At 62.1% G+C, this 18,750-nt stretch carries 22 protein-coding genes; 12 read left to right on the top strand and 10 right to left on the bottom strand.

The window, feature by feature from the left end:
- Positions 1-68 precede the first annotated feature (68 nt).
- From AC2YB9_RS13595 to AC2YB9_RS13605, 3 genes are all read right to left on the bottom strand, one after another.
- Positions 69-932: a hypothetical protein gene (locus tag AC2YB9_RS13595; RefSeq protein WP_487265872.1), complete on the bottom strand. Its 864-nt coding sequence runs from the start codon at positions 930-932 to the stop codon at positions 69-71.
- 183 nt (positions 933-1,115) lie between these two features.
- A complete protein-coding gene (locus AC2YB9_RS13600; RefSeq protein WP_487265873.1) occupies positions 1,116-2,153 on the bottom strand; it encodes an SNIPE associated domain-containing protein in 1,038 nt (345 codons plus the stop codon).
- A gap of 250 nt (positions 2,154-2,403) precedes the next feature.
- Positions 2,404-3,042: a hypothetical protein gene (locus tag AC2YB9_RS13605; RefSeq protein ID WP_487265874.1), complete on the bottom strand. Its 639-nt coding sequence runs from the start codon at positions 3,040-3,042 to the stop codon at positions 2,404-2,406.
- Here AC2YB9_RS13605 and AC2YB9_RS13610 point away from each other — a divergent pair.
- Positions 3,026-3,238 (top strand): hypothetical protein, encoded by a 213-nt coding sequence (locus AC2YB9_RS13610; RefSeq protein ID WP_487265875.1) that lies wholly within the window; start codon positions 3,026-3,028, stop codon positions 3,236-3,238. The two genes, AC2YB9_RS13605 and AC2YB9_RS13610, sit on opposite strands and share 17 nt — an antisense overlap.
- Before the next feature lie 795 nt (positions 3,239-4,033).
- Here AC2YB9_RS13610 and AC2YB9_RS13615 read toward each other — a convergent pair.
- From AC2YB9_RS13615 to AC2YB9_RS13625, 3 genes are all read right to left on the bottom strand, one after another.
- The gene (locus AC2YB9_RS13615; protein ID WP_487265876.1) at positions 4,034-4,477 is read right to left on the bottom strand and encodes an NUDIX hydrolase; all 444 of its coding nucleotides are present in this window, start codon (positions 4,475-4,477) and stop codon (positions 4,034-4,036) included.
- 321 nt (positions 4,478-4,798) lie between these two features.
- Positions 4,799-4,978: a hypothetical protein gene (locus AC2YB9_RS13620; RefSeq protein WP_487265877.1), complete on the bottom strand. Its 180-nt coding sequence runs from the start codon at positions 4,976-4,978 to the stop codon at positions 4,799-4,801.
- A gap of 98 nt (positions 4,979-5,076) precedes the next feature.
- Positions 5,077-5,703: a GntR family transcriptional regulator gene (locus AC2YB9_RS13625; RefSeq protein ID WP_487265878.1), complete on the bottom strand. Its 627-nt coding sequence runs from the start codon at positions 5,701-5,703 to the stop codon at positions 5,077-5,079.
- A 149-nt stretch (positions 5,704-5,852) separates the two neighbouring features.
- On the opposite strand from AC2YB9_RS13625, the gene AC2YB9_RS13630 reads away from it, so the two are divergent.
- From AC2YB9_RS13630 to AC2YB9_RS13645, 4 genes are read left to right on the top strand one after another with little or no spacing between them, the layout of a single operon-like run.
- Positions 5,853-7,088, top strand: coding sequence for an NRAMP family divalent metal transporter (locus AC2YB9_RS13630; protein ID WP_487265879.1), 1,236 nt, complete (start codon positions 5,853-5,855; stop codon positions 7,086-7,088).
- 10 nt (positions 7,089-7,098) lie between these two features.
- Positions 7,099-7,881, top strand: coding sequence for a LamB/YcsF family protein (locus AC2YB9_RS13635; protein WP_487265880.1), 783 nt, complete (start codon positions 7,099-7,101; stop codon positions 7,879-7,881).
- Between the two features lie 3 nt (positions 7,882-7,884).
- Positions 7,885-8,490 carry a 5-oxoprolinase subunit B family protein gene (locus AC2YB9_RS13640; protein WP_487265881.1) on the top strand — a complete coding sequence of 202 codons (606 nt, stop codon included), beginning with the start codon at positions 7,885-7,887 and terminating at the stop codon, positions 8,488-8,490.
- Positions 8,487-9,347 (top strand): 5-oxoprolinase subunit C family protein, encoded by an 861-nt coding sequence (locus AC2YB9_RS13645; RefSeq protein WP_487265882.1) that lies wholly within the window; start codon positions 8,487-8,489, stop codon positions 9,345-9,347. The genes AC2YB9_RS13640 and AC2YB9_RS13645 overlap by 4 nt, the downstream gene beginning before the upstream one ends.
- A 544-nt stretch (positions 9,348-9,891) precedes the next feature.
- Here AC2YB9_RS13645 and AC2YB9_RS13650 read toward each other — a convergent pair.
- Together AC2YB9_RS13650 and AC2YB9_RS13655 are read right to left on the bottom strand one after the other, a co-directional pair.
- Positions 9,892-10,164, bottom strand: coding sequence for a type II toxin-antitoxin system RelE family toxin (locus AC2YB9_RS13650; RefSeq protein WP_487265883.1), 273 nt, complete (start codon positions 10,162-10,164; stop codon positions 9,892-9,894).
- Positions 10,161-10,436, bottom strand: a complete 276-nt coding sequence (locus tag AC2YB9_RS13655; RefSeq protein WP_487265884.1) for a type II toxin-antitoxin system Phd/YefM family antitoxin — start codon at positions 10,434-10,436, stop codon at positions 10,161-10,163. Before AC2YB9_RS13655 ends, AC2YB9_RS13650 begins: the two co-directional genes overlap by 4 nt.
- Positions 10,437-10,801: 365 nt before the next feature.
- Between AC2YB9_RS13655 and AC2YB9_RS13660 the strand changes: the two genes are divergently transcribed.
- Positions 10,802-11,071 (top strand): hypothetical protein, encoded by a 270-nt coding sequence (locus tag AC2YB9_RS13660; protein ID WP_487265885.1) that lies wholly within the window; start codon positions 10,802-10,804, stop codon positions 11,069-11,071.
- Positions 11,072-11,125: 54 nt separating this feature from the next.
- On the opposite strand, the gene AC2YB9_RS13665 is transcribed toward AC2YB9_RS13660, so the two are convergent.
- A complete protein-coding gene (locus AC2YB9_RS13665; protein ID WP_487265886.1) occupies positions 11,126-11,659 on the bottom strand; it encodes a hypothetical protein in 534 nt (177 codons plus the stop codon).
- A 1,021-nt stretch (positions 11,660-12,680) separates the two neighbouring features.
- Between AC2YB9_RS13665 and AC2YB9_RS13670 the strand changes: the two genes are divergently transcribed.
- From AC2YB9_RS13670 to AC2YB9_RS13680, 3 genes are all read left to right on the top strand, one after another.
- Entirely contained in the window at positions 12,681-13,070 is a 390-nt protein-coding gene (locus tag AC2YB9_RS13670; RefSeq protein WP_487265887.1) for a hypothetical protein, read from the top strand.
- Between the two features lie 575 nt (positions 13,071-13,645).
- Entirely contained in the window at positions 13,646-14,620 is a 975-nt protein-coding gene (locus AC2YB9_RS13675; protein ID WP_487265888.1) for a C39 family peptidase, read from the top strand.
- Between the two features lie 131 nt (positions 14,621-14,751).
- Positions 14,752-15,765 carry a hypothetical protein gene (locus AC2YB9_RS13680; protein ID WP_487265889.1) on the top strand — a complete coding sequence of 338 codons (1,014 nt, stop codon included), beginning with the start codon at positions 14,752-14,754 and terminating at the stop codon, positions 15,763-15,765.
- 591 nt (positions 15,766-16,356) lie between these two features.
- On the opposite strand, the gene AC2YB9_RS13685 is transcribed toward AC2YB9_RS13680, so the two are convergent.
- The gene (locus AC2YB9_RS13685) at positions 16,357-17,244 is read right to left on the bottom strand and encodes a universal stress protein (protein WP_487265890.1); all 888 of its coding nucleotides are present in this window, start codon (positions 17,242-17,244) and stop codon (positions 16,357-16,359) included.
- A 459-nt stretch (positions 17,245-17,703) separates the two neighbouring features.
- Here AC2YB9_RS13685 and AC2YB9_RS13690 point away from each other — a divergent pair, with 459 nt between their 5' ends.
- The 3 genes from AC2YB9_RS13690 (at position 17,704) to AC2YB9_RS13700 (ending at position 18,558) form a co-directional block, all read left to right on the top strand.
- Positions 17,704-17,910: a hypothetical protein gene (locus AC2YB9_RS13690; protein WP_487265891.1), complete on the top strand. Its 207-nt coding sequence runs from the start codon at positions 17,704-17,706 to the stop codon at positions 17,908-17,910.
- Positions 17,876-18,028, top strand: coding sequence for a hypothetical protein (locus AC2YB9_RS13695; RefSeq protein WP_487265892.1), 153 nt, complete (start codon positions 17,876-17,878; stop codon positions 18,026-18,028). The genes AC2YB9_RS13690 and AC2YB9_RS13695 overlap by 35 nt, the downstream gene beginning before the upstream one ends.
- A 347-nt stretch (positions 18,029-18,375) precedes the next feature.
- On the top strand, positions 18,376-18,558 hold the full coding sequence (locus AC2YB9_RS13700; protein WP_487265893.1) for a DUF4177 domain-containing protein: 183 nt from the start codon (positions 18,376-18,378) through the stop codon (positions 18,556-18,558).
- The last annotated feature ends 192 nt before the right edge of the window (positions 18,559-18,750 follow it).

Genomic DNA, 18,750 nt, shown 5'->3' on the forward strand with positions numbered 1-18,750 from the left:
GGTGCATATGCGGCTACTAGACACTTGTCGAAGGATCGGGGTCTGGCCAGACTCGAGTGACAGTGAAGTCAGGAAGCGGACCCGTACAACTCCGGGAAGAGCTCGGCCAATGGCTTGTCGTGGACCTCGTCGGTGGGGCGCGAGAGGTAGAAGTCTGCGTGGTAGTACCCCTCGGTCTCCTTGCCTTCTGGGTCGACGCCGAGTTCGCGTACCTGCGCCATCGCCCACTCCCGCTCGTCGGGTCCGGTGAACCGGCGCTGTGGAAAGGTCTGTGGCAGCCGCTCGGTCTGCAGCCCGTGGTCGTCGAGGGAATCGATGATCGGCCCGTAGTCGTAAGTGCGCAGGCATAACGAGGCCACCCAGACGTCGTCGGGAGCCGCATTGATGAGCTGTTGGAAGGTCCGCTCGGTCACGTAGCCGACGCCACCGGTCGTGGTGATCAGGTCCACCTCGGAGACCAGCGAGGTGAGCTCGGGGGAGGCCGGGTCGACCTCGAGGTTCTCCGCGAATCCGGCGTCGAGCGAGCCCGTCGCCACGGCGTACTCGACAGCGTTGGCGGCCACGTCCAAGCCGACCACGACTGCGGGGTCGGGTACGGCGTACTCCTTGAGCAGACGCTGGTCCGCCTCGATGAGCTCCACCGTGGTCAGGTCCTGCTCGGCGGCCTCGCGGTAGTGGTCGTAAACGTCGGCGACGTCGAGCTTGGTCTTCATCAGGGTTGAGACGACGCCGTAGGAGCAACACACATCGAGAATCCGTGGCCGCTGTTTGGCCGCAGTGCCGCGGGCCTCCAGCAGCCGGGTGAAGAGGTCGGCGCCGTGCTGGGGGATCACGTAGTCGAACGGTTGGAGTTTGGCGAAGTACGTCCGCGGGTCCGGCTGGTCGTAGATCTCTCCGAAGTCTTCCTTCTGGAGCTGCATGCCCGAACTCATAATCCTCCTGCAGGTGTCTGCCTAGTCGTCTGTGCCCAACTCACTGTAGGTGCTTGGCGCCGGAGGCCCGTCGGCTGTCGTCGTGAGAGCAGCTCCACCGAACCCGTGGAGAACAGCAGCCAGTTGTGGGCAGGCGTCCTTCTGGAGCCGAAGTGACGCGCATCCTGATCGGCCACGACGGATCTAGTCGCCCTCCCCCACCCCGCCAAACTTCTCGACAAGGATTGCTCGGACCTCTGCTGGCGTGGCGAAGAAGAATTCGCGCCGCGCGTTCACGTGGTTCACACGACGCTCCCCGAAAGCTTTATGGAGTTCGTTCTCTAGGCTTACCGCGTCATCAGAGAAAAACAGGGCATGTGTGTCGTATCGGAACGGCACCGATGCATCTCCGAGTTCCTTCACCCTGTCGTGTGGCTCCAGCCTGCGGGTCATGCCGATCTTTACCATGTTAGGTCCGAACGCGCCCAGGTTAGAGATGACGTAGACGTAGCCCGCACGAATATTCGCTGCACGGTAGTCGTTCGCCTCAATAGCTGCATCTATTTCGCGGAGCCTAACCTCCAGCTCGTCTGCAGCGACATCGTCACCTTTGGCTCTGAGTGCTTCGAGAACACCGACATAATGGGAATGTTCCTTATCGAGCCGTACGCGTTCGGCAGCGAGCTCAGCCTCGACCTTGCGCTGCTCACGTAGTTCAGCGCGTTCTTCACGTGCCCGTTCGCGCTCCTCCTGGGCCTTCATCTGGAAGTCTGCTGTTAGTTCCAACTCTTCGACCCGCACCTGGTGGTAGTCGGGGCTGACCCGCATCGCCATGATGGCGCCGAGCTTTTCGATAGCAGTCATTGCACGCTCGAGCCGAGTTTTCGCTGTCCGTACATTTCCCGATCGGAGGGTTCGGACACAGTTGTCGGCTTCTGCGTTGTAGGCGCGCAGCATGAGCCTGGAGAAGTCGGCCGTCATCTTGCGGCCTTTAGCCAACGAGCCGTCGAAGGTGAACAGGTCGGATGCCTGGACAGCTGTTCTGGTTTTCACGAACTCGTCAATGCGTGCATTCACTGCTGCGAGCCGTTCCTCATACGCGGCTGCGTCCTCCAAAGGGTGGTGGTAGCGGTAAATACCGGCATCTTGAAGAGCCCGCTGGTCGTCCAGTTCGACAACCGTTTCCACATCCATTTCCTTGGCCGCAGCCAACGCCTGCTCCAGGTGGTTGATGCGAGCCAACAGTGCCGCGTACTCCGGAACTTCTGCAGCAGGGGTACCACTGCCGCCAGATGCCGCAGCCGTCGTGGAAGGGCTCTCGTCAGAGGTATCGCTAATTTCCGCACTTTCTCGGGCTTAGCGTCCGTGCCCTCTGCGATCCAGAGTTGCCAGCCGGCCGGTGGTTCGGGCCAGGACGGGTCCGGGGTCCAACCGTCAGGAGGCTGCCAACCTTCGGGTGGTTTAGGCCACCCAGGTGGTGGGTTGAAACGCATCAGCTTTTCCGTTGCCGGACGCCCCGGCCTGTGTCAGCAGGGGACAGCTCTAGTGCGTTCTTCGATATGGCGGCACCCAAATGTTCAAGGGTGGCTTGCGCGACCACTTGGGACAGATCGAAAGCGTTGAATGCGTCACGTTCTGCTGCAACCTGTACGAGCGGCACCGTTTCGGGCAACCCTGTCGATGGTGAGATGCGGTCCACACCGACGGTGAGCGCGATGGACTTTATTTTGCCGGCACGGTCTGCTTCGAACACTTCGTGAAGGGTGCGCACCGCCGTCTGATGTACAGCCCCGGCGTAGCGGTCCTTTTGTGTTTTCGCGGACAGCTGCGTTTCAGCAACGTCGTCTTTCGCTTTCACATAGCGGTATTCCTTCACCGACGGTAGTGACGCTGGTTCGGGCACCGTCACGGTCAAGGTGAGTTCACGTGCCGACAGATCGAACGAGTGGTCGTAGTCGACAGGAAACACTTCAGGGTATGCAGAGTTTGATAACACGATGCCGACATACTCTTCAATAGCGTGGGGCATATCGAACGCAAAATCGTTGATGAGTTTCGTCAACTCTTCATTACGTGCCTGAGCTTCCGTTTCGCGCTCCTGAACGAAAGTCGGGATGCGCGACAACAACACGCAAGGTCTCCAGGTCAACAAAATCGTCAACCCCAAGGGTCGCGTCGAGGAGTGTGTCTATGTCGTCATACACCGCCACGAGTTCGGTGTTCATTACCTCTACTTCGGCTTCGTAACCCTCAATGTAGAGCCTTTTGGCTTCTCTCTCGACGGCCTTCTGATTGCTAGCGTTGGTGCGGGCACTTGCCTTGCGTAAACGTTCGGCACTCCGCGCATTTGATTGGGCTTTCCGATCCGCGGCCGCCGCCTGTTGACGTTTCCTTTTCTCTGCCTGTTGTGCTTGGTAATTCAGTTCTGCAAAAAGCCACGCTTGGCCATCCCGACACCCCTCAGTTACGACTGACCCTCATCCTAACGAGAGTTGCGACAGATCTAGAGGGTTCGCTGGAAACCGGCATTCTACCGATACAAGCTGTGCCGCTTGGTAAGTGAGCCTGTTTACTGCCCGCTTCCGCGCCGCCACAATCTGTGGCATCGGCGTCTCGTGTGCGCTGACTGATTTACGCCGAGACCCTGCGGTGCGGCTCATCCCCACTAAGACCACTAACGAGTCACGCGGTGTGATCCGCTTCGAGGGCTCGGCCTCCGAAAGTGGAGATCAAAGATTAGTGGAGACGACGTCGGGGTTGAGGGCGCCGCCAGCTCCTTACTGAAGTCATTGCACCGACAACGGGAAGCCTGTTCGGCAGAGGATGTGGGTGCACGGGGTGGACGTACCTAAAGAGCATTTCGGCCCAAATCGTTGAGATGGCAAAAGCCCTTCCATAGCTAACTAGCTATGGAAGGGAAATGCTATTGGTGCTTACACTCCGAAAACAACGCTGAAAGCCCAATAGGCTTTCAAATAGAGGCTCTGCTTCTATGCCCAACAGGCGACACCGGCCGGCACCACTTGGAGCACGGTCGTGCCGTTGAGAGTCGCGAACGTGCGCGCGACGTGCCAAGACGGGACGGCAGTGCCAGTTCTCAGCGAGCGCTTTCCACCGGGGTTTCACGTGTCCGTGCCGCTGTGCCCAGATCGCTCAGTGGGTACGCCGTCTTGGCGTGGAAACCCGGCACGGGTCAGGTAGCCCAACAGATCGTCGGTCAGCTGGAGTTCGGCGAGTTCGCCCCAACTGAACCAGTTGGCGTCAGCGGCATCGTCGCCGGCGGTGACGACACCGGAGTCGTAGGTCGCAGCGAAATCATGGATCGCGTAGACGCCGCCATCGGGTGCCGGTATCCGCAGGCTCCACAGTTCGTCACCGATCGTGACATTGATGCCGGTCTCCTCGCGCGTTTCGCGGGCAGCAGCGTGCTGGAGGGTTTCGCCGGGCTCGACCCTACCTCCTGGGATCGTCCAGCATCCTGCTTCGGGTTCATGGGCGCGTTGCACCAGCAGGATCCGGCCGGACTCGTCGGTGACGACGGCGCTGGCCGCAAGGATGACTTTCACGGCCTCACGCTATACCGATCAACTGACGAGACTGCGGCGACCTAGTCGACGCGACGCGCACACGACCATGCCTAGACGGTATGAAGTAGCCGTGGGTTATCGGGCAGTTTTTCATGACAACCGACATATCGAGAAGAGCTCGGCAAGCATTGATTCAGCCGCACGACTAGAACAACTCACTGACCTGCAAAAACGTATCTACACCGCCCAATGAGAGTTCCTCCGTCTATTTCAACTCGTCCTAAAACTGGCAGAGCGACGTATTGCGCGTAGGCGGTGGCCGACGCGGTGGCATGTTTCTCGATGGTCTGCGGCGAGTAGTTAAGGACTTCGGCGATGGCTGCGACGGGTGCGCCGCGAGCCGGGCTCGGTGACGTCGAGCAGTGGCACCGACTGGGGGTTGCGCTGGCCGAACAGCAGCATGTCCCAGGCCCAGTCACGGGCCAGTATGACGAGGTTCGCCTGGACGAAGCCGCTCGCGTGACCGCGCGTGTGCACCACGGCGCCGCGGCGTTACGCCGACCGCGCACCGGCCGGCGTGTCGGTTTCCGTGGACCCGGAGGCTGGCGCGGCGCCGGGGACGGCCACGTCGAGATCACTCATGCCGGCTGCTCCTGGGCCTCGAATACTGCCAGGATCGCGCCCTCGGAGTCGGCTAGATATTCGGCCAGATAGTCCGCGCCCTCGGCGAATCGACCCTCCATGAGCAGCTCGAGGAGTGCCTTGTTGCGCCGGACGTAAGGCTCGTACAACGACTGCGGGTCTTCGATCACCGAAAAGGCCAGACGCAGCTCTGCCATCAGCCGACGCATCGTGACGTCGAGGCGCGGGCTGCCCACCAATGCCACGAGACCACGGTGGAAGTACATATTGGCGGTGCCGACCCGGACCCAGGCCGACTCTGCCCTCGCCACCTCAGCGTCACGAGCGACCCCGCGCAGACCGCTCAGCCGATGCGTGTCAAGACGAGTGAGCGACCGCACGGCGCTCGGCTCGATGATCTGCCGCAGCCGATAGACGTCGCGCACGTCCGCGCTGCTCACGCGTGGCACGAACACGCCTCTGTTGAACTCGTGGACCAGCAGGCCGTCGTGCGCCAGTAGGCGGAACGCTTCGCGGACCGTGTTGCGGGACACTCCCATCCGCTGAGTCAGCGCCGACTCGGAGACCCGGGCGCCCGACAGCAACCGACCCTCTGTGATCCACTCGCTGAGCTGATCACTCACGGCCCTCGCTGTCGACCCCTGACTCATCCCGCCATTCTCACACCAGGTCACAAATTGTTCAACACTCTAGACAGATTGTTGGACAATGGCTACGCTCGGAGCTCGAACAGTGGTCCCCAGGACCCAAGCCTCGACACCGGAGGACTCCGATGCCCGAAAACACCACTCCGGACGCAGCGGGCCGCAAGCAGCCCAACGCAACCGGCAGAGGCACCCTGCTCGGTGCGATTTTCCTCATGGCCACGTCCTCGATCGGGCCGGGCTTCATCACGCAGACCACCACCTTCACCGTCAAGCTTGGGGCGGCCTTCGCCTTCGCCATCGTGATCTCGATCCTCGTGGACATCGCGATCCAGACCAACGTCTGGCGAGTGATCGGGGTCTCCGGGCAACGTCTCCAGGAGCTCGGCAACGCGGTCCTGCCCGGCCTTGGCTGGTTCATGGCTTCGCTGCTCCTGATCGGTGGCCTGGTCTTCAACATCGGCAACGTGAGCGGGGCCGGCCTCGGCATGAACGTCATGCTCGACATGGAACCCAAACTGGGGGCCGTCATCCTGGCCGCGCTGGCGCTGGGGGTCTTCCTGTCCAAGCGCGCCGGAGTGGCCATGGACCGCGTCGTCGTCGTCCTCGGGGGGCTGATGATCCTGCTGACGTTCTATGTTGCCTTCACTTCTGGTCCCCCCGTCGGCGATGCGCTCAAGAACTCGGTCGTCCCCGACCAGTTCAGCGCACTGGCGATCACGACCCTGATCGGCGGCACCATCGGTGGCTACATCATCTACGCCGGGGCTCACCGGCTCATTGACGCGGGAGTCACCGGCCCGAGCCACCTCAGGGACTTCACCAAGAGTGCGGTCCTGGGCATCCTGGTGACCGGCCTGATGCGCATCATCCTGTTCCTGGCGATCCTGGGCGTTGTGCACGCCGGTGCCACTCTGGAGGAGAACAACTTGACTGCGAGCGCGTTCGAGGCCGCGGCCGGGGCGGTCGGCTACCGCCTCTTCGGGCTGATCTTCGCGGCCGCCGCCCTCACCAGCGTCATCGGCTGCTCCTACACCACGATCACCTTTCTCACCTCGAGCACGAAGACCTCGAAGCGGTTGACCGGCTACCTGGTGGCTGGCTTCATCGCCCTCTCGCTAGCCCTCTACTTGGTCATCGGCGCCGCTCCCCAGGCGCTCTTGGTCTTCGCCGGTGCCTTCAACGGCATCTTGCTGCCGGTCGGGATCGGAGTGATCATGTGGGTAGCGTGGATGCGGCGCGACCTGCTGAAGGACTACGACTACCCGAAGTGGCTCGCCGCCGTCGGGACGGCGGCGTGGCTGCTGACGATATACTTGGCGATCAACTCGATCCAGCCCGCGATCGACTTGGTCACCGGCTAAGGAGGCCACCATGCCTGTTGACCTGAACTCCGACCTCGGTGAGGGCTACGGCAGTTGGAACATGGGCGACGACGAGACTCTGCTGTCGATCGTCACCAGTGCAAACGTCGCCTGCGGATTCCACGCTGGGGACGCCGTGATCATGCAGCAAGTGGCCGAGCGGGCGGTCCGCAACAAGGTGGCTATCGGAGCCCACGTAGCCTACCGCGACCTGACCGGCTTCGGGCGCCGCTTCATCGACATGGACCCGGGCGCGCTGCAGGCTGAGGTGATGTACCAGATCGGGGCATTGGCCGGCCTGGCCCGGCTGGCCGGCGGTGCGGTCACCTACGTCAAGCCGCACGGCGGCCTGTACAACGCGATCGTCCACCACGAGGAGCAGGCCAAGGCGGTGGTGGCGGCCGTGGCGGCATACGACTCGTCGTTGGTGCTGATGGGCCTGCCCGGATCGGTGGTGCTCAGGATCGCCGAGCAGAAGGGGCTGCAGACCGTGCGCGAGGCTTTCGCCGACCGCGCCTACACCCCCGAGGGCACCCTCGTCTCCCGGAAGGAAAAGGACTCCGTGCTGCACGACCCGGAGCAGATCGCGCAGCGCTGCATGGCGATGGCGGCGGGCGAGCCGATCAAGGACGTCAACGGCGACCCGCTGACGCTTCAGCCAGACTCGATCTGCGTGCACGGCGACACCCCGGGTGCGGTTGACATCGCAAGGGCGGTCCGCGTCGCGCTGGAGCAGGCAGGGGTCGAGCTGGCGCCGTTCGCCCCACAGAAGCCGGACACCCAGGACACCTGACCCATGCAGATCCGTCCCAGCGGGACCTACGGCCTGCTGCTCGAGTTCGACTCTCTCGACGAGGTCTTGGCGCACTATGCTGCGTTGCGGGAGGAGGACTTGCCCGTCCTCGACCTGGTTCCGGCCGGGCGGACGATCTTGGCCATTGCCGACCGCGACGTCGACTTGTCGTCTCTGGCCGGCCGCCTGTCCGCCGTGAGCCCCGGCGAGCACACCGGCCACCACGGCGCCGTCGTCGAGATCCCGGTCGTGTATGACGGAGCCGATCTTGCCGACGCCGCAGCTCTGCTCGACTGCTCACCCGAGGAGCTCGTGCGCCGCCACCTGGAGGAGGAGTGGACGGTGGCCTTCTGCGGGTTCGCACCCGGCTTCGGCTACCTAGCGGGTGCCAAGTTTGAGTGGGCCATGCCCCGACGGTCCACCCCGCGCACCAAGGTGCCGGCGGGTGCGCTCGCCCTGGCTGGTGAGTTCACCGGGGTCTATCCCAGGGAGTCCCCCGGCGGCTGGCAGCTGATCGGGCACGCCGTGGTCAACGTCTTCGACCTGGACCGTGACCCGCCCGCCCTGCTGGTGCCCGGCGCGCCGGTCAAGTTCGTGGAGGAAGCGTGACCCCGGACCTGCAGGCCCTGCGCGTGATCGAGCCCGGCCCGCTGACGACGGTGCAGGACTTCGGCCGCAGCGGCCAGGCGTCCCTCGGCATCGGCCGCTCCGGTGCGTGCGACCGCGGCGCCCATCGGCTAGCGAATGCGCTGATCGGCAATCATCCGACGCTCGCCTCGCTAGAGGTCACCTACGGTGGCCTGGTGGTGGAGGCGACCAGCGACTTGGTGCTGGCCACCGCCGGCGCGCGGTGCTCGGGGTGCCCGCACCTGGCGCCGTTCCGCCTCGCGGCGGGCGAGCGGCTGACGGTCGGTATGCCGTCCGCCGGGCTGCGGACGTACCTTGCTGTCCGCGGCGGCATTGATGTGGACTCGGTGCTCGGGTCCCGCTCGACCGACATCCTTGCCGGACTTGGCCCGAAGGTGCTCGAGGCCGGGGATGTGCTCCCGATCGGATCGACACCTCGCCCAATGCCCGGCGTCGATGTGGCCGCCGTGCCGGAGCCGACGAACGACCGGGTGACCGTACCGGTGCTGACCGGCCCGCGGCGGGACTGGTTCGACGATGACGCGTGGGCACTGCTCACGTCCCAGATCTACTCGGTGACCAGCGAGTCCAACAGGGTCGGTGTGCGGCTGGACGGTGAGCCGCTGCCCCGGGTGCGGGAGGGCGAGCTGGTCAGCGAGGGCATGATGCGCGGCGCGATTCAGGTGCCGCCTTCAGGGCTGCCGGTGCTATTCCTTGCCGACCATCCGGTGACCGGCGGGTACCCGGTCATCGCGTACGTGGCGGACCAGGATGTGGACCGCTGCGCCCAGCTGCGGCCGGGCCAACAGGTGCGCTTCGGCACGAGCTTGCGGGGGTAGAACCGAGGGCCTCGGCAAGCCAACCCTGCCTGAATCTCCGCCGCCCAGAGGGAGAGCCTGTTGCCGAGGGGTCAAAGAAGGCCCCCTGTGCGAGCGGACGAGGCGCCCACAGGGACATGAGGTCGGTCACGAGGGTGACAGGGTCGAGGTGATCTTGCGCTTCCTCACACCATCCCTCGACTCAGCAGACCCGCGACACGTCGACACCGATCGCAAAGAGGTGCCTCACGCGCAGGGCGTGGACCCAGCCCTACGAGGCACTGCACAAGGGACTCGACAAGGCGATCATTGAGTGTTATGACTGGCCGAAATCTGTCACCCAGGACGACAACGAACTCGTCAAACGACTCACAGAATTGAACCGCAAGATCACCGAAGTGGATCGGTCGTACAAACCGTTCCATTGAACGTTTTAACCCGTTTGCAACGCCCCGAACTACACGAACGCAGGCGCCGAGTTGAGATGAAGTTCTACCAGTTTCTATCGCCTAATTATGTGTCCGATAATTAAACATTCCGTCAACTAATGGTTGACGCTTTGGAGCTAGCGTGGCCGGTAGACATGGGCGCGGTGGGCGATGTGTACGACGATGACGTGCCGCTGCTCTTCCTCGATGCGGATCAGGATGCGATAGTCACCGCGTCGGGCGCTGCGGTAGCCTTCGTAGTCTCCGCGCAGGGGTTTGCTCAGGCGTTGCGGATTCTCCGCCAGCGTCACGGTGATGAACTCAACGACGGCGGTGGCAACTTTGGCTGGGAGCCGGTTCAATCCACGGATTGCTTCGGAGCTGACCTGGATGTCGTAGCCGGCAGTCACTGCGAGGGCAGTCCGAACTGAGCGCGCAACTCGTCACCACTGACGGTCTCACCGGCCGCATACTCTCGTTCGGCTGCCGCCACTGACTCGGCTATCCCAGGCTTGGACAACCAGAACACTGTCTCCTGCAGCGATTCCAGATCGTCGGCGGCCATCAGCACCGCCGCCGGCCGGCCGTGTCGAGTGATCGTGATGATTTCGTGCGTCGACTCAGCCTCATCGACCAGACCCGAGAGCTTGTCTTTCGCCTCGCTTAATGACATTGTCTTCATTGGGCCAGCATAGCCTATATATTAGCCTACCGATAGCCTGATAATTGGCCGATACTAATGATTATGTCGTCTTGTAATGTACCTATTGCAAGATTTGCAGATTAGGACTCCCCTGATAGTTCAGGTGTCTTCCGACTTTGAAGGCTTGTAAATTACGGCAATGACGGCGTTTTCTCGGCAACCGAGGTACAGCCGGCACAACGAGCAACGCTCTGATGATGAGGTCGTCAGTTCGCGGTTGTGTTGTAACTGCGCGCCAGCCCCCGGTACAGCCACTGGGGTCGGTGCTGGTTTGAGCTGGGTTGGTGAGGTGTGGCAGCAACGACCGACTTCGATGCTCGAGGATGCTGACGCCGGTCGCATCTATGCGGCCGGCGGAGAGCCTGCTCGTGCCATCGGCGATCGACGCGACGTTGCCCCGAGCGCGCGTGCGCACTGGCTCAGCGTTCACCTCTCCCCTCGAAGCGCTGGTCGCGCTCCGCCAAGCGCAAGCGGGCATCGCCGCCGAAATCGAACGACTCTACGAAGCCGTCGCCCACGCCCGATCTGTCAGACAAACGTGGCAGACGATCGGCAACGCGGCTGGCATGTCCCAGCAAGCGGCAGGAGAACGATGGCGCTCCCCAGCCAGCTAACTGCAGTTCACCGAGCTCGGTCGTGGCTGGATCGCAGAAAAACGTCAGCCACTTTCAGGCCGGAAGTGAAAACAGTTCTTCAGGATCGCCCGCAGATTCCTCGGTAAGCCACTGCAACTGCCAGCTGAAATGCGGCGTTGTCATATTCCACAAACGCCCACTCTCTGGATCAACCTCGATGTGGCCCACGCGGCCTGCCGGGTGTTCGGTATCGACCAAACTGATTTGCAAGCGCGCTGAATTTGCAACGGTTTCCGGCTGCCCGGACAGACGCCATTGGTCACAGTTTCGTCCCCAAATTGGCGCATTGATCGGGCGTAGAAGGCGCTCGGCCAGATGGAACCCAGGGCCGTGACGAACCCCGCTTTGCTCCAGAACCTTCCGCCGGCTTCTCGTGACCGAACCTGCTGGCGTATCCAAAAAAGAAAGACCGTCAGACCGATGGGTTCGCCAGCGATCGCGTCGATAACCCCAGAATTCGTGGGTTAGCGGCGATTCTGTGACTTCAGCCTGATGCTCAAGGAGTTCACCGTGGACGTAGAGGAAGTCAGCGCCGAGCATGGGTCCAAGCAACTCTTCAAGTTCCACCACAGCACCGCACTCTCATCCGAGGAACTTACAACTGACTGTCTTGTAGCACGTCGCTCGGTCTGACTGTGCCTTTGGCGAGCCGGGAAACTTTGTGCCATTCACAATCAGCGACGTGTCGTACGCCTCCCAGAAGACTCTCCACTTACTTTGCTAGGGCAACCGATCGTATCCATCACCGCAGCGAACCTCGTATTCCTTACATGTTTGCGTGCTGGTGCTACAACCATGGGTGTCTGGACAAGTGAAAATACACACGTAGTGTTGACACATATAAGATATCTGTAAGCAATAATTATGAAATGCGGAAACGCCGCGCCAAAGTGACAATCACGACCTTGGACAGCATTGGGGCCACAGAGGCTTCATCCCGGCAACATGGGCAGCTGCCCGGCTCCGCATACGTGTCTTTCCATCGCGTCAGCCACCTCATCGCGGCAGTCCCAACAGGTGTCCGTAGGTGTCGAGGGTCGTGCTATCTACAAACTGGAAGCGGTTGTGAATCTTCAGAATCGATCCTCGCGCCTGGGTTCTGCCGTTCAGATTCGTTCTCTCCGTCCAAAATATGATGACGTAATGTGACTTTCGTCTTATCTACGATTCAGGTACTAACGCCAGGCGTGTTGTGAATCTAGAGGGAGCGCGTCATGAACGGACCCACTTTACGCCCGGGAAATCGGCGAACAACCTTCGTCGCCATTGCAATGACGGCCGCAATGGAAGGCCGAAGAACGGATGTGGATCATCTCTAATAGGGAAAGTCCCGATGATCTCTCGGTCAACAGTGTGACCGTAAAGCTTGGTGACTATCGTCAGGGTCCAGGGTGGAGAGAAATTGCGCCTTCCTGAAACCTACCCATTACGCGCCGCAGCCCGGCGACGCCGCTCCCTTCGATCGAGCAGGACGTTCCTGATTGCAGTCTTGTTGGTCCTGTCGACATGTGCAGCCTGCGGTCATCAACTCGATCGAGGTCAGTTCACACAACGCCAAGACAGACTCGATGATTTAGTACAGATCACGATGTCGTCCATCTCCCTTTCCCTCGATGCCGAAGCTCCGGTCGACGGTGTGTGGGGCCTGGGGCATACCGGGGGATGCAAATTTGAGTCGAGCAAAGTCGGCTACACGGTTGACGGCATGGTGAGTTACTACGGAATCGATAATGAGCACGTCGCGACCTTGGTTAAGGCAAGCATGCAGAAGGTCGGAATCACTGTCAGCAGCAACACCGAAGGCGGCGTGATTCGTGGCAAGAAGAATTCATTTGCCATCGATGCGACCCCCACGGGAACCGTCACCGATCCAGCTGGAATGAGTATTTCGTTCTCCACGGATTGTCTCAATGTAGGTCAGAATCTCGCCGGGGAACTCGCCGGAGAGTCCCTTCGCGAGGTGCCGGCCGCTCCCTGAGTCCGGGCGCTTTGACATCGGCAACTACGTTTTCTGACTGGCGTCAAAACGAAACATTGATACACCACTGCCGGCCGAGGTCTTGCGTTTGAAGTGAAGCCGCAGCTGTTACGCGAGCCCCGGGTGCAACGAGTGCGTTGCGTTGACCGGTGAGATCTTGCTCGTCGGCGGAACAGTGTGCGTATCCGATCAGCATCTGCATCATAAAATGAGTGGACCATTAGAAACCGCCCCCCTTCATCGGGCATCTCACCGGGCAGGGCTTACGGGACTCCAGTCGGCCGGGGATTCCGGCACGTTTCCATCGCTGCGAAGCTCACGAGCGGTGTCCCAGTGAGGGTCGGCTAACAGTATTCGACAGGCGCGCCGAAGAGTAGCGGCCCATCTGATCCGCCGCTACGCGGAACTCGCAACGCCCCACCAGAGATACACGAACGGGCTTGGCCGCACTCCGTATTGCGAGCGAGTAAACCACACGGTGGGCTTGACAGCCCGGGTCTGGAGGAACCGTTGACGGGCTGGTTGAAACAGGCTTTACTTATCGCTCAGCACGGCCAACAATCGGGGGATTGAGAATGAACAGAATTACCTGTCGGCTAGCCGCCGCCAGTTCAGCCTTCCTGGTCATCACTTCGTTCGGGGCGGTGGGGCAAGCTTTCGCAGCGGACCATAATCCGGGTAGTGAAACCGCCGCAACAGAGGGACACGGGATTCAACCGCTACCCGCCGGCTATGCGGCCTCCGCGGATACGCCGGAGGCGCTTGCTCAAAAGCCGCTTACTGATGCCCTGAGCGATCTGCATGTGCTCTACATGGAGAAGTTGTTCGTCATCGACGGGTCTACAGCTGCGCGATCTGACAGCGATGACCTGGACACCCGAATCAAGCAGGCTGAGAACAAGGTGGCCACGCTTGCAGGCAAGCCCCTCGCGGAGGTCGATCCACCGCCGGTGTTTGGCGCAGCGAGGTCGCAGATGGCGGCCAGCACGTCGGCCAAGTCGTTGTCGTTGACCCACTCAACCCAGTCGACGTCCTACTGGTGCGGCCCGGCCTCAACGGCCATGGCAATCAGGGCCTCCGGTGGTGGCGAGTACAGCAGGTACAACTCGAGTCACAAGATGACCCAGACAAGTCTGGCGAGCAGTACCTATCTTGCCACGACTACGAGCGGCACCTCAATGTCCCGCATACCGGTTGCGGTCGACCGTTGGGCCGGAATCAAGTCGACGTACTTTCCGAGGCCGACCGTCACGAACCTGAAGGCTCACGTGATGTACGAGATCATCGCCCACGACAAGGCCGTCGTGTATGGGACACGAGAGTTGAAGGGAGTGAACAATCCTCATTACAACTTCCACTACAAGACATTTCAGATCGATCACATCATCGCGGGGTATGGATTCACCGCGTCCGGCAACACCCTTCGATATGCCGATCCGGTCGCTGGGCGATGGACCAACACTGGCCAGAGCGAGGCTCCGCATAAAACGCGGTCCATGCAGGCTGCCAGCATGACCAAATTCATAGCTCCGTGGGGCGTTGTCGCCTGATGGGAACGGCCCAAACACGGGTCGCCGCCGGAGTCTTGGGTGCCCTGGGCTTGCTCCTCTTGACGTCTTGTTCTTCGAACGATGGTCAACGGGGCCCGAGCGCGAGGCCGTCGCCCGGAGCCGTCACCACGGTGACGCTGTCGAAGTCGACGCCATTGATGGTCGCGGGCAAGGACTACAAGATCGAATCTCAAGTGCCGACGTCAGTCAATGGAGCGCCTAGTGTCTATCTCGACCGGGCCGACCGTTTGCAGGTGATGTCAGTGTCGGCAACCGGGTCATCTGAACGTCCTAACGCCGATGGCGATGCCCTGGCCGCGCTGGAGGAGGGGAGCAAGAAGCCCACGATTCTGGCGGAGCACGGCACTCCACATGCTCCGCGATATATCGTTGATGCCGTCGTAGCCGGCCGCATCATCGTGTGGGTCGAGACCACTCAGGCCAACATGGAATCGATGCCGTGGCAGATCTACACCTACGATCTCGATGCTGGTGTAGAGAAGCACATCGCGTCCTATAAGTGGTTCAAGATCCCCAATCCCCCATGGCCCTCCGACAAAGCGCTACGACCCCAGGTCATCGGCAATTGGGTCTACTTCGTGGCAGTCGACCACGTGGACCTGGCGAAGAGTGTTCGTGACCGCTCGATATACCGAGTCCCGATCAATGGCGGCAGGGATCCGGAACTGGTCGTCCCCGAGGCCGCCCAGGTATACGCAGACGGCAAGAAGCTGCAGGCAGAGATACAGGGCGAACTCGTCGGCTGGGACCCGGCTCACGGCAAGAACGGCAGAATCGCACAAACGGCTCTGCCGGCAACCTGTGGATCATTCGCGAACGAAGGGGTCCGCGTGACTTGCGCGGGCAAGTCCAAGAACCTGCGGGTCGACTCGCCCCTTTACGGGACCTATACAATCGACGTCCGCGGGAAGGACGTCGGCTATCTCAACGCCACCAGTCGTTGGGTGGGGTTCTCCACTTCTGCCCACGCTTATGTGCTCGATCTCAAGCGCGGGCGTTTGATGCGTCTAAAGGGGGCGCAGAGTTCTTCCACAGCCCATTTGCATGGCAACGAGCTCGAGTACGCCAAGCTCAACGACGGAACCAGTCCGCCGATCCCCCACGTATCCCTCCTGCCGCAGTGATCGGGACGCCTCCCGGCACCTGATCGAGCGGGCGCTCTCGGGAGCCATTGGTCAAGGTCTCCGAGCTTACGCGGATCATCCGTGCCGATCGGTCACTGACCGCAACGCTGACCATCATGGGCATTGGGTTCGCGATGGGCCTGATGACCGGGGTAGTCGTCGGATCGTCCGCCGATCATTTTCGGCCCTCGTCCAGGCAAATTCTGGCAGTCGGGATGCTCGCGACCGACGTTGCCACCATAGCGCTGCTAGCCACCGCTGCCGGATGTGCCGCATGAAAATTCCCTTGCGGGACGCCCGGTCAAGGCTTGCGGGAATGGGAGCAGTAGGACAGCCGATTCGGTTTCACGGTCACGGGCGTCCGGAGCTGGGGTTCGGCTTGCGGAACGCCCGAACAGGACCCAACGTGCGGGAATGCGAGCGGCAGAGCAGCCGAACTGGTTTCACCTGCTGAGGTGTCCATAGCTGGGGTTCGGCTCGCAAGTCAGCACCGTGTGTGTCGGTTGGATTCCGAGCGCGGGGGCGTTGGGTGTCGTGCTCGGCCTTCTCCGAGCGCCGGAACGGTGGCGTACCCCGCGGAGCTTGAACCGGTCAGTCCGGCTCGTTGAGCGGCACGATCAGCACCGGGCAGGCCGCGTGAGCGATCAGGGATCGAGCGATCGAACCCAGCGATAATCCGAGGGGCGCACCGTGGCCGCGTCGGCCCAGCACGAGGAGGTCGGCGCTGTACGACGCATCCGCGAGATCACTGGCGGTTGGCGCATAATGCACGCTGTTCACCACGTGCAGGCCCGGGTGGTCGGCCCGGATCCTGGCGGTCAACTCGCTCAACCGGTGCTCGGTCTCATGTTGCCAGGTGCGACTGGCCCCCTCGACCTCCACCACGTCAGCATAGGCAGGTTGGGGCTGCCAGGCATGCAGGATTGTGAGGCTGGCGGTGCGCGCCTCGGCCTGTGCGAACGCCTCCTCGAGAACGGCCGGCGTCGCCGCGGAACCGTCGATGCCGGCCAGTACGCGAAGGTGCTCGACGGACTCATCCCACACTGGGGGCACGCACACCACCGGGCACTTGGCCCGCGCGGCGACACCGGTGGTGGTCGAGCCGGTCAGGATCCGCCTGAGTCGCGAGCCCCGGGTGCCCAAGACAATCACGTCGGCCCGCTCAGCGGCCTTAAGGATCGCGTGCACCCGACCGCCCCGCTCCAGCACACCCTGCACCTCCACGTCGTCACCGACGTGGTCCTGCGCGATGCGCACCGCGTCCTCGAGCACCTGCATACCCACGCGGACGACGCCCTCGTCGTCGTGGATCGGGATCACCGGGGCCATCGGGATCAACGCCTGCGTTTCGTTCGGCACGTGCACCAAGCGGAGCGGGAGCCTCTGCCGCCGGGCCTCGCCGGCGGCGAAGCGGACTGCCCGCTCCGATTCCTCGGTGCCGTCGACCCCCACGAGCACGTAGTGCGAATGCGCAACCATCTCCGGTCCCCTCTTTCGCGTCTGCGCTTCAGCGTAGCAACTCAGCACACGGCCAAGACCCTCCGGATCGTATGCATCCGGTTCTCGGCCTGGTCGATCACGATCGAGCTCACGGAGCCGAAGGCGTCATCGCTGACCTCCAGTCCGCTCAGTACGGTGCCACGCGCAGTGGTCTTCGCCCCCGTTGTGTCACGGTTCCCAAAGGCCGCCAGGCAGAGTCGAACGTGACGTCGTCATTGTCGGCGGTCGAGCGGTGTTGACTGAACTACGAGCACGGCGATCCGGTGCTGTTTACGGTTCTGTTTACGGTTCTGCATACGGGACGACAACCGGCCAAATCCTCGGACGCACCGCGACCTCGCGCTTGAAAGTCTTTGGCCGCCGAAGGACGCACGTGTCGCGGCAGATCCCGCTCTGCAGGAAGCCCTACGTTCGGAGGATGACACGCCCACAACTGACATGTCAGAATCAAGTGTGATTGTCCGACAGCGCTGTGTCGTCAATGCGCCGGTGGGTTTGGTCTGGGCTCGGGTCGTCACCCCCGAAGGCATCAACGGCGAGATGTTTCCTTGGATGACGATGAGCCCGCCCCGGCACCCCGACCTTGAGCATCGACGCCGTCGAGGTCGGGGTGCCAGCCGGAGGCGAGGCAACCGCAGTGCTTGACCGCGTCACCTTTGAGGCTCGGCTGCCTTTTCTGACACCGTTCTTCGCCAGAGCTATCCGCTGGCTCTTCGGACATCGGCACCGTCGACTGGCCCGCCATTTCGACCAACAGCGCTAGGCCACGCCACGCAACGATTGGGACGTGGGCTCCGCTTACCGGCAGAAGAAGGCGCTTGAACCCGCGTCGTTTTGGACGACAAGGGCCACACCAGCCCGGTGCGCGTTCGGCTTACGGGCGCACGTGATGGGCTGCGGCGAACTAGAATGCCGTGCATGGCCTTCGCGAATGTGGGCACGTTGGGTGCCGTCGCAGGTAAGCACGATGAGCTGGTCGCGAGGCCTCTCGGGCTCTGACCGGAGCCGGTCAGGTTCAGACCTGCGGGGACGACTGCGACTGCGCTCGGGTACCGCCAGCAACTATTGAGGTACGTTGCGTGAACACAATGACCCTGGAGAGGAACTGACATGGCAGGCAAGGAGTACAAGGTGCTCACGGAGAAGGGCAGCCGTTTCACCGGCAGTTTCAACCCGCAGAACTTGGAGACGGCGCTGAACAACACTGCCGCCGACGGTTGGCGCGTCGTCGGCAGTTCTTGGAAGAGCATGAGCGCGGAGGTCGTAGTCATCCTGGAGCGCGACGCCCAGTAGAGCGCTCACACCGGCACCCTCCACATCGCGTATCGAAGGCCGCCGGGACCGCCCGGCGGCGATCAAGTTCGCTCCGGAAACGTTTCCGCTTACGGGAATCTCGGTGATCGACCGGGGAATATGAGCGGTAAAACAACCAAATTGGTTTCACGCGTTGGGGTGTCCGAAGCTGGGGTTCGGCTTGCGGGCAGC

Source organism: Aeromicrobium changchenzhani (assembly GCF_057586615.1).